Source organism: Bradyrhizobium sp. IAR9 (assembly GCF_013408065.1).
Classification (GTDB): domain Bacteria; phylum Pseudomonadota; class Alphaproteobacteria; order Rhizobiales; family Xanthobacteraceae; genus Bradyrhizobium.
The window spans coordinates 336,403-352,962 of the sequence record NZ_JACBZW010000006.1; the positions used below are offsets into that span (position 1 = coordinate 336,403).

General features: G+C 66.0%; 12 protein-coding genes. 5 read left to right on the forward strand and 7 right to left on the reverse strand.

Annotated elements, in window-relative coordinates:
• Positions 1-384 precede the first annotated feature (384 nt).
• A complete protein-coding gene (locus GGD67_RS19075) occupies positions 385-1,854 on the forward strand; it encodes an amidase (protein WP_179734994.1) in 1,470 nt (489 codons plus the stop codon).
• A gap of 176 nt (positions 1,855-2,030) precedes the next feature.
• Here GGD67_RS19075 and GGD67_RS19080 read toward each other — a convergent pair whose 3' ends face one another.
• On the reverse strand, positions 2,031-2,351 hold the full coding sequence (locus GGD67_RS19080) for a hypothetical protein (RefSeq protein WP_018317261.1): 321 nt from the start codon (positions 2,349-2,351) through the stop codon (positions 2,031-2,033).
• 116 nt (positions 2,352-2,467) lie between these two features.
• On the opposite strand from GGD67_RS19080, the gene GGD67_RS19085 reads away from it, so the two are divergent.
• Positions 2,468-3,376, forward strand: a complete 909-nt coding sequence (locus GGD67_RS19085; protein ID WP_179734996.1) for a PaaI family thioesterase — start codon at positions 2,468-2,470, stop codon at positions 3,374-3,376.
• A 67-nt stretch (positions 3,377-3,443) separates the two neighbouring features.
• On the forward strand, positions 3,444-3,809 hold the full coding sequence (locus tag GGD67_RS19090) for a hypothetical protein (RefSeq protein WP_179734997.1): 366 nt from the start codon (positions 3,444-3,446) through the stop codon (positions 3,807-3,809).
• Here GGD67_RS19090 and poxB read toward each other — a convergent pair.
• The 3 genes from poxB to GGD67_RS19105 form a co-directional block, all read right to left on the reverse strand.
• Entirely contained in the window at positions 3,806-5,542 is a 1,737-nt protein-coding gene (poxB, locus tag GGD67_RS19095) for a ubiquinone-dependent pyruvate dehydrogenase (protein ID WP_179735000.1), read from the reverse strand. The genes GGD67_RS19090 and poxB overlap by 4 nt on opposite strands.
• Positions 5,543-5,652: 110 nt before the next feature.
• The gene (locus GGD67_RS19100; protein WP_179735002.1) at positions 5,653-6,285 is read right to left on the reverse strand and encodes a 2-dehydro-3-deoxy-6-phosphogalactonate aldolase; all 633 of its coding nucleotides are present in this window, start codon (positions 6,283-6,285) and stop codon (positions 5,653-5,655) included.
• 1 nt (position 6,286) lies between these two features.
• Positions 6,287-7,213: a 2-dehydro-3-deoxygalactonokinase gene (locus GGD67_RS19105; protein ID WP_179735004.1), complete on the reverse strand. Its 927-nt coding sequence runs from the start codon at positions 7,211-7,213 to the stop codon at positions 6,287-6,289.
• Positions 7,214-7,427: 214 nt separating this feature from the next.
• On the opposite strand from GGD67_RS19105, the gene GGD67_RS19110 reads away from it, so the two are divergent.
• Together GGD67_RS19110 and GGD67_RS19115 are read left to right on the forward strand one after the other, a co-directional pair.
• Positions 7,428-8,525 carry an LLM class flavin-dependent oxidoreductase gene (locus tag GGD67_RS19110; RefSeq protein WP_092260687.1) on the forward strand — a complete coding sequence of 366 codons (1,098 nt, stop codon included), beginning with the start codon at positions 7,428-7,430 and terminating at the stop codon, positions 8,523-8,525.
• Between the two features lie 58 nt (positions 8,526-8,583).
• Positions 8,584-9,153: a flavin reductase family protein gene (locus GGD67_RS19115; RefSeq protein ID WP_179735006.1), complete on the forward strand. Its 570-nt coding sequence runs from the start codon at positions 8,584-8,586 to the stop codon at positions 9,151-9,153.
• A gap of 161 nt (positions 9,154-9,314) precedes the next feature.
• Here the strand turns inward: GGD67_RS19115 and GGD67_RS19120 are convergent, their stop codons facing one another.
• From GGD67_RS19120 to GGD67_RS19130, 3 genes are all read right to left on the reverse strand, one after another.
• A complete protein-coding gene (locus GGD67_RS19120) occupies positions 9,315-11,183 on the reverse strand; it encodes a sigma-54-dependent Fis family transcriptional regulator (protein WP_179735008.1) in 1,869 nt (622 codons plus the stop codon).
• Positions 11,184-11,409: 226 nt separating this feature from the next.
• Positions 11,410-14,715, reverse strand: a complete 3,306-nt coding sequence (locus GGD67_RS19125; RefSeq protein ID WP_179735010.1) for a carboxyl transferase domain-containing protein — start codon at positions 14,713-14,715, stop codon at positions 11,410-11,412.
• A gap of 12 nt (positions 14,716-14,727) precedes the next feature.
• On the reverse strand, positions 14,728-16,449 hold the full coding sequence (locus GGD67_RS19130) for an AMP-binding protein (protein ID WP_179735012.1): 1,722 nt from the start codon (positions 16,447-16,449) through the stop codon (positions 14,728-14,730).
• Between the last annotated feature and the right edge of the window lie 111 nt (positions 16,450-16,560).

Below are 16,560 nucleotides of genomic sequence, written 5' to 3' on the forward strand. Positions count from 1 at the left end.
GCGGCTCGTGACGACGTACGACCGCCCCTTTCGCCGGATCAGGATGGCCGACACATACGCCGAAACCGAATTTCGGTAAAGTGGAATATTTTTGTGCGCGGCAATTGACAGCGGGCGACACAGCAACGATGGCGTAGCCCGGATGGAGCGCCAGCGTAATCCGGGACGGTGCCAGATGCCGGGCGAGCGGCCCCGGATTACGCTAACGCTCCATCCGGGCTACAGGCTCCTCCGGGTTGCAACGATCGGACAACTGCCGGATTGGGATGACGCCGCCTTGCGACCTCTCCGCCCCGTGCAACCCTGCCCCTCGTGCCGGCTCAGTTGATTCAAGCGGTCCCTTGCGAAAAAGGTGGCGCCGCATCTTAAGGAGATCAGGACTTCATGACGTTGCCGATGAGCTGGACGGAATGGGCGCAGCACGATGGCATCGCGCTGGCGGGGCGTGTCCGCAAGGGCGAGCTGACGGCAAAGGAGCTGGCGCGCCAGGCTGCCGCGGGTGTCGCCAAGGTCAATCCGGCGCTGTCGGGCGTGGTCGAGCTGTTCGAGGACGTGATCGCCGATCCGGCCAAGGACGGCGCCAATCTCGCAGGTCCGTTCGCCGGCCTGCCGTTCCTGATGAAGGACCTCGGGCCGACCATGAAGGGCCGGCTGCAGGAAATGGGCTCGCTGCTGATGCGCGGCAATCGCGCCGCGGCCGATACGTTCCTCACCGGTAAATTCCGCCAGGCCGGGCTCAATTTGATCGGGCGCACCACGACGCCGGAGTTCGGCGTGTGCTCCTCGGCCGATAATCCCGCAGTCTACGTCACCCGCAATCCCTGGAATACCGACTACACCACCTGCGGCTCCTCGGCAGGCAGCGCCGCGATGGTCGCGGCGGGCGTGGTGCCGATCGCGCATGCGACCGACGGCGGCGGCTCGATCCGCATTCCCGCCGGCGTCAACGGCAATATCGGGCTGAAAGTCTCGCGCGGCGTGTTCTCGCTGGCCCCGCACATGTCCGACCTCACCGGCCTCGTCTCGATCCAGGGCTGCCAGTCGCGCAGCGTGCGCGACACCGCCGCCTTCGTCGATCATGCGCGGGGGCCCGCGCCCGGCGAGTTCATGCCGTTCTGGACCACGGCGCAGCCTTATTCCGAGATGATCAAGCGCGATCCCTCGAAGCTGCGCATCGCGTTGTCCCATACATGGGGCAACTACACCGCGACGCCCGAGATCGCAGCCGAGTTGGAGAAGGCCGGACGCTTCCTCGAAGGCCTCGGCCATCACGTCGACTATGCGCTGCCGGAGATCGACCTTCCCGCTGCATTCGAGGCGCAGACCACCTGCTACATTTCGAATTTCGCCGTGGTGATCTCCAACATGCTCGCCGCCCGCGGGCTGGAAAAGCCGCCGGAAGATCTGATCGAGCCGATGAACATCCGGATCTGGGAAGCCGGCCGGCACACCAGTTTCGCCGAGCGTGCCAAGATGCAGGGCGTATTCAACACCACATCGCGCGGCTTCGGCGCCTTCTTCGAGCAGTGGGACGTGATCCTGACGCCGATCACGGCGCTGCCGACACCGAAGGTCGGCACCAGGGAATATCTCACCATTTCCGATAATCCTGATGTGCGCGACTGGTTCGACAATCTCTGGCGCTTCTTCGCCTTCACGCCGCTGGCCAATCTCTGCGGCATGCCGGCGATCTCGATGCCGATGGCGACGCAAGACCACGGCCTGCCGCTGGGCATCCAGGCCATCGCCAAGCAGGCCAATGACGGCCTGCTGCTGCAACTCGCCGCCCAGATCGAGCGCGCGCTCGACGGCAAGTGGAACGGCGGCAAGAAGCCGAAGGTGCATGTAGGCTGAGGCTTGGCTGTTTGTTTCAGCCTTGCGCTTGCGGCCATCCTTCGAGACGCCCGCCGTTGGCGGGCTCCTCAGGATGAGGTCTGATTTCGCAGCGATATCTTAGACCCTCATGGTGAGGAGCGCCGCATTGCGGCGCGTCTCGAACCATGAAGGCCGACGCAGTCGCACCACCAGCTTCAATTCTTCACCGCCGGGATCTCCTCCGTCACCGGCTGCTGCTGGCCCTGCCGGTACATCGCCAGCGCCTTGTCGAGGGCTTCGCGCAGCGCCAGCGCGGCGGCCACGCTGCAGCGCAGGTGCGCGGTCTGGATCACGTCGACCCTGACCGCGGCGCCGACCGGCATCAGGAGGTTCGCGGCGAGCTCGATCTGGATCGCGCCGTTGTGATGACCGAAGCAGGACGCGCCGTCGAAATAGATGATCGGCGCCCGCTCCGAGCTGGAGCTCGAAATGGTGACGGGCCCCTGATTGTTGGCAGGCGTTTCGGGGTCGGCCATGGGCGCTCCTTGCGGCTAGTCGGCGAACGGAGCGCCCACCATCGGTGCTTCGGCCCGCTCTGTCGAGGCCAATTCGGGGTTTTGCGCGGCGCCCGACACTGGTCTAGAACGTCCCCATGAGCACCATACCGACCACGCTCCCATTCGAGGAACTCGCCGACGCCATCAAGGGCCGCCGCTCCGATTACGGCCATATCAGCGGGCTCCAGCTCGATCGCTTTGCACCAGCTGAGGCCTGGTCGAGCCTGCCCTACCGGCCCGTCTTCGTCGGCGACACCGAGACCGGCGTGCTGCATGGCGGTGTCGTCACCGCGATGCTGGACGAGAGCTGCGGCATGGCGGTGCAACTTGCGCTCGACGGCACGCGCGCGATCGCCACCCTCGACCTGCGCATCGACTATCAGAAGCCGGCGACGCCGGGCCTCGACATCAAGGCGCATTCGGTGTGCTACCGCACCACGCGCTCGATCGCCTTCGTGCGCTCCACCGCCTATCAGGAGTCCGAGGACGATCCGGTAGCGACTGCGACCGCCTGCTTCATGATCGGCGCCAACCGCACCAACATGCTCGCCGACCGCAGGATGGATGCGCGCAGCATCCCGGTGCTGGAGGCGCCGGAAGATCCGGATGGCCCGTTCGCGCGCAGCCCGTTCGCGCGCGCGCTCGGCATCCGCGTCAATGACGACGGCACGCTAACGATGCCGTTCTCGCCAATAATCATCGGCAACCCGATCCTGCCCGCGATCCACGGCGGCATGACTGGGGCCTTCCTCGAGACCACGGCCATCATCGGCGTCGCGCGCGAGCTCGGCGCCGCCGCGCCGCCGAAGCCGATCGGGCTCACCGTCAACTATCTGCGCTCCGGCCGTGCGCTCGATACGTTTGCCAACGTTTCGATCGTCAAGCAGGGCCGGCGCATCGTCGCCTTCGAGGCGCGCGCCTGGCAGGACGATGCGGACAAGCCGATCGCCACCGCCTTCGGCCATTTCATGCTGCGCCCGACGCCCGGAAGTGACGAGGAATAAGCGCATTTTGACTTGACGGCCGCAGCCCCGGCCACAACGATAGCACGTCCCCGCGAGAGGTATTGGATTGCGGCATCCGCTCGACATCGTCGCCATGTTCGCCGCACTCTGGCTGCTGGCCTCGATGATGCTCGACGCGTTGACGCCGAAGGAGCTGACCGCGATCATGATCGGCGTGGCGATCGGACCCGCGATCGTCATCACCGCCGTGTTCTACTACCTGCGCTGCCCGCGAACGGACTTTGCGGTGATGTTCGCGGCGCTCTGGCTGATCTCGGACATCGCCATCGCCTTCGTCTCGCCGAAGGAGCTGCCGCACTTCCTGATCGTGCTCGGCTTCGTGCCGGCCCTGCTGATCGGCTCAGTGATGCACTGGCAACGCTTCCAGAACCGCCACGAGCGACTGCCCGCGCCTTCGGTGAAGCGGGGCTAACGCGGCAATAGGTTCGTCTTCGCGAGATCGAGCACCTCGTCGCCGCGGCCGTTCATCACCGCGCGCAGAACCCAGAGGCTGAAACCCTTGATCTGTTCGGGCGTGATGGTCGGCGGCATCGACAGCTCCTGCTTGGCGGTGACGACGTCGAGCAGCGCCGGGCCGTTATGGGCCAGCATCTCCTTCGCCGCGCCCGGAAGCTCGCCGGGGTCCTCGACGCGTTTGGCGAAGATGCCCATTGCGCGCGCCATCGCCGCGAAATCGGGATTCTCCAGGTCGACATTGGTGTCGACGAAACCCGCCGCCTTCATCTCCAGCGCGACGAAGCCGAGCACGCCGTTGTTGAAGATCACGACCTTCACCGGTAGCTTCATTTGCGTCAGCGTGATGAGATCGCCCATCAGCATGGAGAAACCGCCGTCGCCCGACAGCGAGATCACCTGGCGGCCGGGCTGGGCGGCCTGCGCACCGATCGCCTGCGGCATGGCGTTGGCCATCGAGCCGTGCACGAAGGAGCCGACCAGCCGGCGGCGGCCGTTCATGTCGAGATAGCGCGCGGCCCACACCGTGGGCGTGCCGACATCGGCGGTGAAGACCGCATCGTCGGATGCGTGGTCGCTGATGACTTTTGCGAGATATTGCGGGTGGATCGGCTTGCTTCCCGGCGTGCCTTTGGCCAGCGAATCCAGGCCCTCGCGCGCCTTCTTGTAGTGCGCGACGGCGTCGTCGAGATGCTTGCGCTGCGTCTTTGCCTTCAGCAAGGGCAGCAGCGCCTCGATGGTCAGCTTGACGTCGCCGACGAGGCCGAGATCGATCTTGCAGCGTCGTCCCAGATTTTCCGGGCGGATGTCGACCTGCGCGATCTTCGCATCGGTCGGAAAGAATTGCTTGTAGGGAAAATCGGTGCCGAGCATCACCAGGGCGTCGCAGGCGTGCATGGCCGCATAGCCCGAGGAGAAGCCGATGAAGCCGGTCATGCCGACGTCATAGGGATTGTCGTACTCGACATGCTCCTTGCCGCCGAGCGCATGCACGATCGGACTCTTCAGCGCTTCGGCGAGCTGCATCAGGGGCGCATGCGCGCCGGCGCAGCCGCGGCCGCAGAACAGGGTGACGCGCTCGGTGCCGTTGAGGAGTTCGGCGAGCGCCTGCAGCTCATCGGCCTGCGGCACCACCTTCGGCGCCGACAGCGCGAGTCCGCGCGTCGTCGACAGCGCGCGCTTGGGCGGGCTACGGAATGCGACGTCGCCGGGCATGGCGACGACGGCGACGCCGCGCAGGCCCACCGCCGCGCGGATGGCATTCTCCAGCACGTAAGGAAGCTGGCTCGGGTCGGACACCAGCTCGCAATAATGGCTGCACTCACGGAACAGGTTTTGCGGATGGGTCTCCTGGAAATAACCGCCGCCGATCTCGGCGGTCGGGATCTGCGCCGCGATCGCCAGCACGGGAACGCGGCTGCGATGCGCGTCGAACAGGCCGTTGATCAGATGCAGATTGCCGGGACCGCAGGAGCCCGCGCACACCGCAAGGCTTCCGGTCATCTCGGCTTCGCCGGCGGCGGCGAACGCGGCGACCTCCTCGTGGCGGACATGGATCCATTCGATCGTGCCGCGGCGGCGCAGCGATTCGGTCAAGGCGTTCAAGCTGTCGCCGACGATACCGTAGATGCGCTTGACGCCGGCCTGCTCGAGCGTTGCCACGAACAGATCGGCCACGTTGTTGATCGCCATGTCGGTCTCCTGATTCAGCCAGTCACATAATACGATGCGCAAAACGTCAGCATCGCGACACTATGTGGCACAATAGGCCATGTCAGGATCACGGCTAGTTTATTGTCCGTTCAATCTTTCTGAATTGCCCGATCGTAAGCCGCGATCGTTGCCTTCGCTCGGCCTGCGACATCGGCCGCGCTCATGCCGGGCTTGTAGAGGCTGGAGCCGAGCCCGAAGGCGGTGACGCCGCCCCCGATGTACTCCGCAAAATTCTGATCGGAGACGCCGCCGACCGCGGCGATCATGACGCCTGGCGGCAGCACGGCGCGGATCGCTGCAATGCCGGATGCGCCGAGCACGTTGGCCGGAAAGAATTTCAGGCCCGATGCGCCCGAGCGCGCCGCGAGCAGCGCCTCGGTCGGCGAGAACACGCCAGGCAAGGTCACCATGCCGTGCTGATGCGCACGCGCGAGCACCTGCGTGTCCACATTCGGCGAGACCATCAGCCTGCCGCCGACGTCGTTGAGACGATCGACATCCGCGGTGGTCAGCACCGTGCCGGCGCCGATCAGCACGCCTGAAGGCGCCTGCTTCACGGCCGTTGCGATGGAGCGGAACGGATCGGGCGAGTTCAGGGGAATTTCGATCGCGGTCATGCCGGCCTCGATCAGCACGGCGACGATCGCCTCGGTCTCCTCCGGCTTGACGCCGCGCAGGATCGCAACCAGCGGCCGCTTCATCGGCGGAAAGGGAACGCTCATCTCAAAAGTCCTTCTGCTTCGTCCAGATCGCGGCAGCCGCCATCGACAGGCCGCGGCGGACGGCCTCATCCGCGTCGACCGGAATTGCGTTGACCGACAGCGCCTCGAACGCCAGCCGGTACAGCATCGCAAGCCGCCCCGATGCAATCAGCTCGACGCCCGCTTGGGGAACGGGGCCGGAGAGCCCCGCCGCCAGCTCGGCGCCGATCAACGTGCCCGACAGCGTCTCGCGCGCCGCGGCCGGCGTGCCGCCGAACAGCAGCTGGCGCGAGCGCGCGCCGAACAAGTGATTGGCGACAAAGGCGGGCGCCTCATACGCGGCTTTCACCGCCGCCTTGAAGCTCGCGACATCCTCGGCCTCGTCGGCGCCGGCGACCGCGAGCGACAGGATGGTCTCGCGCGAGACGGCGCTGAACAGCTCGCCTGTCATGAAGGTGGAGAAGCGTTCGACCACGCCGTCCTTCACGCGCACCCATTTCGAATGCGTGCCGGGCATGCAGACCAACGCCTCGCCCGCGGCCTTGAGGCCGAGCGCGCCGAGCAGCTGCGTTTCCTCGCCGCGCATCACGTCCGGCGCTTTTGTCTCGCGCTGCGCGATGCCGGGCAGGATGCGGATGTCGCGCGCTTCGCCGGGGACGCGCACGGCCTGTTTCAGGATGGCGGCCAGCGGCGCCGGCGTGTCGACATAGCCGGCTTCGACCCAGCCGTTCCTGGCGCCGGCCATGCCGCAGACGAGAACCGGCAGATGATCCGGCGCCTCGACCGCGGCAAGATGCGATTGCAGCACGGCGGGAAAGCCGGTCTTCGCCGCGGCGAGCATGCCCTCGCCGCTGCGGCGCTCAGTCAGTACCTGGCCGGCACGATCGACCAGCCACAGCCGGAAGCTGCTGGTGCCCCAGTCCACCGCGACATAAGCGGGTTCGGTCATGCGAAACTGTCCTCGTCTCACGGCTGGGACGCCGTCTCGCGACAGTGAGACGACGTCTTGCAAGTCTGTGCCGAGATACCGGCTATTGCGCGGGCAAACCAGCCCTTTCTCCGCAATTCGAGGCTCCGCCGTGCTGGCACAGCGCTTGCTGAAGCTTCGGCGCTCAACTTCGTCAACGCGCGACAAGACGCGTCAACATCAGATGAGGAAACCCATGGAGATCGGCTATTTCACGATGCCTTCGCATCCGCCGGAGTGCGGCCTGAAGGAAGGGAACGACTGGGACCTGCAGGTCATGCGCTGGCTCGACGAGCTCGGCTATCAGGAAGCCTGGGTCGGCGAGCACCACACCGCGCCCTGGGAACCCAATCCCACGCCGGACCTCCTGATCGCGCAGGCCCTGATGCAGACCAAAAAGCTGCGCATCGGACCCGGCGGCTTCCTGCTGCCCTATCACCATCCGGCCGAGCTCGCCAACCGCGTCGCGATGCTCGACCATCTCTCCGAGGGCCGGCTCAATTTCGGCGTCGCAGCTTCGGGGCTACCGAGCGACTGGGCGATGTTCAACGTTGACGGCATGAGCGGGCAGAACCGCGACATGACCCGCGAGGCGCTGGAGATCATCCTGAAGCTGTGGACCGAGCCGGCACCCTTTACTCACAAGGGCAAATTCTGGACGGTGACCAAGCCGGACACGATGTTCGACTTCCTCAAGCCCCACATCAAGCCGTTGCAGGCGCCGCATCCGCCGATCGGCGTTGCCGGGCTGTCGAAGAACTCGGACACGCTGAAGCTCGCCGGCGAGCGCGGCTTCATCCCGATGAGCCTCAACCTCAACCCGGCCTATGTCTCCAGCCATTGGGACTCGGTCGAGATCGGCGCCGCCAAGACCGGGCGCAAGCCGAACCGGCAGGACTGGCGCCTGGTGCGCGAGGTGTTCGTCGCCGACACCGACGAGGAAGCCTGGAAGCTCTCGACCGGCGACATGATGGGCCGGATGATGAGCGAGTACTTCCTGCCGCTGCTCGGCCATTTCGGCTTCAAGGATTATCTCAAGCACGCCCCTGATGTCCCCGACAGCGACGTCACGGTCGAATATTGCGCCAAGCGGAACTGGATCGTCGGCTCGCCCGCGACCGTCGCCGAGAAGATCGAGAAGATCTACGACGAGGTCGGCGGCTTCGGCGTGCTGCTGGTGTTCGGCTTCGACTACAAGCACAAGGCGGAAGCCTGGCACCACTCGCTCTCGCTGCTGAAGAACGAGGTGATGCCGCGCCTTGCGCATCTCGGCTCCGCGAAGAAGGCGGCTTGACGCTCAGCGGGTGCGGCGCGATCGTGTCGCACCCGCTTCTGTTTTCGGAGATTTCCGCGTGACGGTCGACGCCAATCCTCTCGACGCAAAGGATTTCAAGCAGGCGATGCGCCAATGTGCCGGCGCTGTCGCGCTGGTCACGGTCGGCGCCGAGCACGGCAAGCGCACGGGATTGACGGTGACCTCGGCCTGCTCGCTGTCGGATAGCCCGCCCTCGCTGATCGTCTGCGTCAACCGCAACGCCAGCGCACATGCGCGCATCCGCGAGGAAGGCGCGTTCGCGATCAACTTCCTGCACGAGGACCACGCCCTGCTCGCGCTGACCTTCAGCGGCCAGAAGGGCGTCAACGGCGACGACCGTTTTGCGTTCGGGCAATGGACGCGCGGCGCGACTGGAGCGCCGGTGCTGACGGATGCGGTGGCCGCGTTCGACTGCGTGCTGGCCCAGGAGTTCGAGACCAGGACGCATTCGATCTTCGTCGGCGAGGTGCGCGGCGTCTCGCATTCGGATGCGGCCGGGCCGCTGGTGTACTTGCGCAGCAGTTTTCACACGCCGCATGAGATGCGCGAAACGGTGACGGTCGGCGACCTCGATTCACGGCATCTGAGCTGGACGGATTTTTCTTAATCGTCACTCTCGCTGCGAATACAGTATCGTAGGGTGGGCAAAGCGAAGCGTGCCCACGTACTGCAACATTCGGTTAGAGATGGTGGGCACGGCGCAAGCGCGCCTTTGCCCACCCTACGATTCCGAGCCAGCGGAGAACGCGCGCCACGTGCAGCTGATCCCTACTGCGCCGTCTCGATCTTCAGCTGCTTGATCTTGCGATACAGCGTGGCGCGGCTGAGCTTCAGCGCGCGGGCCGCCGCCGTCACGCGGCCGCCATGCTGGCGCAAGGCTTCCACGACCGTGGCGCGTTCGGCCGCTGCAAGATCAGGCTCCGCCGCCCTCCCTCCGAACGGCGGCAGATCCAGATCCGCCTCGGTGATGACCCCGTTCTCCGCCGTGCAGCCGGCGAGCCGCAGCACGTGGCGGAGCTGGCGCATGTTGCCGGGATAGGAATAGGCCGCAAGCAGCGCCCAAGCCTCGTCCGACAGGCGGCAGTCCGGCGCCTCCTCGCGTGCGATCTGGCGGACGATGTCGTCGCGGTCGGCGCGCTCGCGGAGCGCCGGTAGCCGCACCTCCATGCCGCGCAGGCGGAAATAGAGGTCGGCGCGGAAGCCGCCTTCTTCGGCCATGCGGCCGAGATCGCGGTGGGTGGCGCTGATGAGGCGGATGTCGACGGCCACAGGCTTGAGCGCGCCAAGCGGCCAGACCTCGCGGTTTTCCAGCACGCGCAACAAGCGAGTCTGCAGCGCGATCGGCATATCGCCGATTTCGTCGAGGAACAGCGTGCCGCCGTCGGCCTGCACGATCAGGCCCTTCGAGCCGTCGCGCCGCGCGCCGGTGAAGGCGCCGGCCTCGTAGCCGAACAGCTCGGCGTCGATCAGGCTCTCCGGCATCGCCGCGCAGTTCAGCGCCACATAATTGCTGCGCGCGCGGTTGCTGGCGGCGTGAATGGCGCGCGCGAACACATCCTTGCCGACGCCGGTCTCGCCATGGAGCAGCACCGGCAGATTGTGATCGCCGATGCTTCGGAGCCGCTTCACGCTTCTGATCAGCCCGGGATCGCGGCCGGCGAGCCGATGCAGGGCATCGAAGCGATCGACAGGTGCATCGCGGCGCGGTGCGAGCGGGCGCGCCGATGATCTCGCCCGCAGCGGCGGCGCAACATGCCCTCGCCCTAACGCACTGCCATCGGCGCGGCGCAACTCGACCGTCTCGTCCGCGCCGCGGCCGGCATGATGATCGAACTTGACGTAGCGCGACAGATCGATGCCGGATGCGATCAGGCCGTCGGTGAGACCCAGCAGTGCGCGCGCCGAACGGCAGGCGCCGACGATGCGGCGATCGTCGTCATAGGCGAGCAGACCGCTGCCGCCGTCGCCCGGCACAGTCGCGATCCAGGCGTTGCGGAAATGACCGCGGAAGATCGCACCCTCCATGCGCCGCGTCGCCTCCATCGTCACCGCGAGCGCGAGCTGATGCGCGGCGCGCTCGAGATCCTCGCGGCATGAGGTGATGTTCACGGCACCGGCGAGGCGACCGGCCTGGTCGAACAGCGGCGCCACGGCGCACGAGAACATGTGCCACTGCGCGCGAAAATGCTCGTCACGATGCACCAGAATCGGCTTCTGCTCCGCAAGTGCGGTGCCGAGCCCGTTGGTGCCCTCAAAAGCCTCGGAAAAATTCGAGCCGGTATAGACCTTCCAGCGCATGAATATTTCAGTATCGGCCGGGCCGGGCAGTCGGCTCCACAGCATCGTGGCGCTAGGGTCGGCGAGATTGACGCAATAGCCGGCCTCGCGCAGCACCCGCGCGAGGTCTTCGAGCTCCGGCGTCGCCAGCCGGATCAGCTGCTCCATCGGTTCGGCGACATGCCGGACCTCGGCTTCAGTCAGCGTCTGCGGCGGTCCCTGGCGGGCGGGGTCGAGCTTGTGGCTGATCAGGCAGCGCCGCCAGGAATCGGCAATGCGCGAGGAGGCATCGACGTCGGCCAATTGATTGGCGACGGACAAGACACGGGCGACATGGTTCGAGGCCGACAGGCTGGCCATCGCGGACGTCTCCACCCTGTATTATTGTGCAAAGTCTGGCACCACAGGCGGGGATGTCAATCGGGAACCGGGAACGGCTTGGAGGCACGCGGCCTCTTCTCGTCATCCCGGGGGCGATGCGAGGCATCGAACCAGGGTGCGCCCTTGCGCACCCGAGAATCTCGAGATTCCGGGTTCGCGCTGCGCGCGCCCCGGAATGACGGGCTCAGCTATTGCTGCACCGCCCTCACCACGTATCGATGCATGGCCGCTTCTTCCCGACCCTGGCCGCCGGCTTCGGCACCGAGCGCAGGCCGGCCATGATCCAGCGGCGCGTCTCGGCGGGATCGATGACGTTGTCGATCTCGAACACCGATGCGATCGAGACCGCCTTGCCGTTGGCATAGAGCTCGGCGACCTTGTTGCGGTAATAGGTCTCGCGCTCCTCGGGATCAGTGATCGCCTCCATCTCCTTGCGGAAGCCGAGGCGGACGTAGCCCTCCAGGCCCATGCCGCCGAATTCGCCGGTCGGCCAGGCCGCGGTGAAGAACGAGGCGTGGAAGCCGCCGCCGATCATCGACTGCGCGCCGAGACCGTAGCCCTTGCGCAGCACGATGCCGAACAGCGGCACAGTGAGGCTCGCGCCCGTCACGAACATGCGCGAGACGTGACGCACGATCGCGGTCTTCTCGGCTTCCGGGCCGACCATGAAGCCGGGCGTGTCGCAGAGCGAAACGACGGGCAGGTCGAACGCGTCGCAGAGCTGGAGGAAGCGGGCAGCCTTATCGCCGGCATCGGCATCGATCGCGCCGCCGAGATGGCGCGGATTGTTGGCGATCAGGCCGAACGGCTTTCCTTCGATGCGGATCAGCGCGGTGATCATGCCGACGCCGTAGTCGCGGCGCAGCTCCAGCACGGAATCCTTGTCGGCGACGAGATCGATGACGCTGCGGATGTCGTAGACGCGCAGCCGGTTCTCGGGGATGGCGCGTCGGAGCAGGCGCTGGTCGGCGGCCTCCCACTCCGTCACCGCGCCCTGGAAATAGGACAGATACTTTTGCGCGACGGATGTCGCCTCCTCCTCGTCTTCGACGAGGATGTCGATGACGCCGTTCGGCGACTGGAACGAGACCGGGCCGACCTCGGCCGGATGATAGACGCCGAGACCGCCGCCTTCGATCATCGCAGGGCCGCCCATTCCGATCGAGGCGTTCTTGGTGGCGATGATCACGTCGCAGCAGCCAAGCATCGCGGCGTTGCCGGCGAAGCAATAGCCGGAGACGACACCAATCACGGGCACGAGGCCGGAGAGCCTTGCGAATTGCACGAAGGACGGACCGTCGAGCCCGGTCATACCGAGCCGGTCGGTGTCGCCGGGCCGGCCGCCGCCGCCTTCGGCATAGAACACCAGCGGCACGCGCCAGTCTTCCGCAAGGGTCAGCATGCGGTCGATCTTCTTGTGGTTCATGTGGCCCTGCGTGCCCGCGAGCACGGTGTAGTCATAGGCCACAACGATGCAGCGCGCGCCCTCGGGTCCGAACTTCTCGCCATTCACCGTGGCGACGCCCATGACGAGGCCGTCGGCCGGCGTGTTCTTGATGAGATCGTCGAGTTTGCGCCGGCGGCGCTGCGCCGCGATGGCGAGGCTGCCATATTCCATGAACGAACCGTCGTCGACGAGCTGGGCGACGTTCTCGCGCGCGGTGCGCTGGTTGGTGTTGCGGCGGCGCTCGACCGAGGCGGGGCGATTCCCATCCAGCGTGTTGGCCTGGCGGGCGATCAGCTCGGCGAGGTCGGGGCGGACGTGGTCGAGATCGATGTCGGCTTCCGCCGCTGTGCTGTCGGCCGCAACGTCGAGCGGCTCCAGATAGAGGATTGCCTCGCCATGCATCAGCGTGGCGCCATCACTGGCAACGAGCGTCATGATCCGGCCGCCCTGCTCGGCCATCACCAGATGCTCCATCTTCATGGACTCGATCACGGCGAGCTGCTGGCCGGGGCGCACGATCTCGCCCTCCTTCACCTGAATGGTGACGATGGTCCCCTGCAACGGTGCGGCGACCATCACCGTGCCTTCAGGCACCACTTGCGCGACGTGCGTCTCGGCACCGTGAACGCCACTTCCTTCGGTTGGCGCAAAGTAAAGCGGCTTGGCCGCGCCATCGGCGGCATCGACGAGCTTTGCGATATTACGATCGATGAAATCGGTCGCGATGTGGTTGGTCCTGAAATCAGGATGCGCCAGCACCGCCTGGAGGAAGGCGATGTTGGTGACCACGCCGTCGATCCGGAACTCGCGCAGGGCACGCGATGCCTTCGCGACCACATCATGCCAGGCTTCGCCCGGCGTATGCACGATGACTTTTGCGAGTAGCGAGTCAAAGGCCGCGCTGGTCTTGTAGCCGGCGTAACCAAAACTATCGACACGAACTCCGGGGCCTGACGGGGGTTCGAAAACGGCGAGCACGCCGCCGGTCGGATGCGTCGCGCCCGTCTCGTCCAGCGTTTCCATGTTGACGCGGAGCTGCATGGCATGGCCGCGCGGCTTCGGGATCGATCCCTGCGCAAGGTCGAGCGAGGCGAGCGTGCTGCCCGCCGCGACCGCGAGCTGGGCGCGGACGAGGTCGAGCCCGAGCACTTCTTCGGTGACGGTGTGCTCGACCTGCAGCCGCGGATTGGCCTCGATGAAGGCAAAACTGTCCTCGGCCGTGCCGTCGACCAGGAACTCGAACGTGCCGAGATTGTCGTAAGCCGCCGCCGCCGCAAGTTGCTTGGCCGCCTCGATGATGCGGCCGCGCAAGGGATCACTCAGCGACGGGCTCGGCGCCACCTCGATCAGCTTCTGGTGCCGGCGCTGGATGGTGCATTCACGCTCCCAGAGATGAGAGATCGCGCCGTGACGATCGCCGATGATCTGCACCTCGATATGGCGCGCCTGCCGGATCAGCCGCTCGGCATAGACGCCGTCGAAGCCGAAGGCCGCCTTGGCCTCGGACTGGCAGCGTGCATAGGCTTCCGCGAGATCGGCCGCGTTCTCGACCACGCGCATGCCGCGCCCACCGCCGCCGGCCATGGCCTTGATCACGATCGCAGCATGGCTGCCGAGCGAAGCGAAGAACGCCGTGATCTCCTCCAACGAGGACGGCCCGCTGGTGCCGGCAATGATCGGCACGCCGCAACGCTTTGCCAGTTGCCGCGCCGCGACCTTGTCGCCGAACAATTCGAGCGCCGCCGGCTTCGGCCCGACGAAGGTGAGGCCCACGTCCGCGCACGCCTCGGCGAATGCGGCGTTCTCGCTGAGGAAGCCGTAGCCGGGATGCACGGCATCGCACCCGACGCTTTTCGCCGCCGTCACCACCGCATCGATGTCGAGATAGGCCCGGGCGCCGCGGCCGGGGATTTCGACCGCCTCGTCGGCCACGCGCACGTGCAGCGACAGCGCATCATCAATGGGTTGGATCGCAACGGTCGCGATGCCGGCATCGGCCGCCGCGCGCGCGATGCGGATGGCGATCTCGCCGCGATTGGCGATCAGGAGTTTCTTGAACGACATCGTCTCTCTCATTCAGACAGCAGCAGGAAGATTCGGATCGAGGTCCTGCTTCTTCACCTTGCCCGTCGCCGTCAGCGGCAGGGCATCGATAATACGCACTTCCGGGATCTTGTAGACGGCCATGCGCTCGGCGCACCAGGCGCGCAGATCTTCCGCAGAGATGGTGCCGACCGCCTCCGGCTTGAGCTGGATATAGGCCACCGGCACCTGCCCCTTGTCAGGATCGTCGCGCCCGACCACGCCCGATCCCAGCACTTTCGGATGCTGGCCGAGCAGCGCCTCGATCTCCGGCGGAAACACGCTCATGCCCTTGACCTTCAGCATCTCCTTGCGGCGGCCGAGGAAGTGCAGAAAACCGTCCTTGTCGATGTTGCCGATATCGCCGGTGCGCAGCCAACCGTCGACGAGCGACTCGGCGGTCGCCTCCGGCTTGTTCCAGTAGCTCTTCAGCAACGAGGGCGTCCGCACGCGGATCTCGCCTTCCGCGCCGAGCGGCAGCAATGCGCCGGTCTCGAAATCGGTGATCTTGAACTCGGCGCCGGGGACCGGCAGGCCGACGAAGATCGGCTGATTGTTGAGGTCGAAATCGTCATCCTGGAAGCCCGCCGTGAAGGTGTTGGAGGTGTGGGTCTCGGTCATGCCCCATGCCGCCTCCATCAGGATCGTGCCGGTGAGATCCTTCCAGCGCTTGCGATAATCGGCGTTGAGCTTCTTGACGAAGGAGACGACGCGGACCTGTTGCAGCGACGACAGGTCGAACTCGCTCCAGCGCGGATGATCCATCAGCTCGACCGCGCCGTCGACCGGCATCGCGGTGATGGTGACCTTGTACTTGTCGATCGCCGCCATCGCGCCGACGGCATCCCAGCGCGCCAGCAGCACCAGCGTCGCGCCGGAGAACAGCGGGAAGATCAGGCCAAAGTTCTCGCCGGCGATCCAGAACTCCGGAAAGAACGACAGGAACACGCTGCTCTCGTCCGACAGCACCGAGATGCCGTAATTGGCCGCGGCCGTGTAGACCATGTCGCGATGGGTATGGACGCAGCCCTTGGGCATGCCCGTGGTGCCACCGGTGTAGTTGAGCGCGGCCACATCATCGAGCCCAGGCGGCGGCAGCGGCAGAGGTGTGGGCATTGCCGCCAGCGTCGGCAGCAGATCGGTCGCGTCCGGGACCGCAACGCGCGGCGCGCGGATCGAGTCCGGCGTGGGGAACGCGGGCGTTACCGGAATGACGTCGGCGAAGCTGGTGACGATGATTTGGCGCAGGCGCACCTCGCCGCGGACCTGCTCGACGACGGGGACGAGCTGGTCGAGCGCCACGATCACATCGGCCTGGGTGTCGTTCAGTTCGTAGGACAGCTCGAACGCGCGCGACAGCGGGCTGACGGGGACATGGATCGCGCCGAGCTTCAAAATGCCGAAGAACACGATGTGGAATTGCGGGCAGTTCGGCAGGAACACGGCGACGCGGTCACCCTTGCTGACGCCCTTGGCTTGCAGCAGCGCCGCAAACCGGTCGCTCTGCCGGTCGAGCTCCGCGTAGGTGGTGACGTGGCCGTAGAAGATGATTGCGGGCCGCTCCGGGCTGCGCTTCGCCCAGGCGCGCAGATATTCCGTCAAGGGAACTTCGCCGTGCAGATAATTCGGCGAACGCGGCATGCCGTTCGGCCAGGCCTTCTCCCACAGGCCACGCAATGTGGCGAGATAATCCTTCTCGTTGAGGCCCGCGCTCATGACGTCTTTCCCGTGTTGCTTTTCTTTTCGAAGGCACGCACGTGCCGTCAATCGACATCGCTACACGTCGAGCACGGCGGAGGTCATGTCAAGAAAAACAGCATCGGCTCG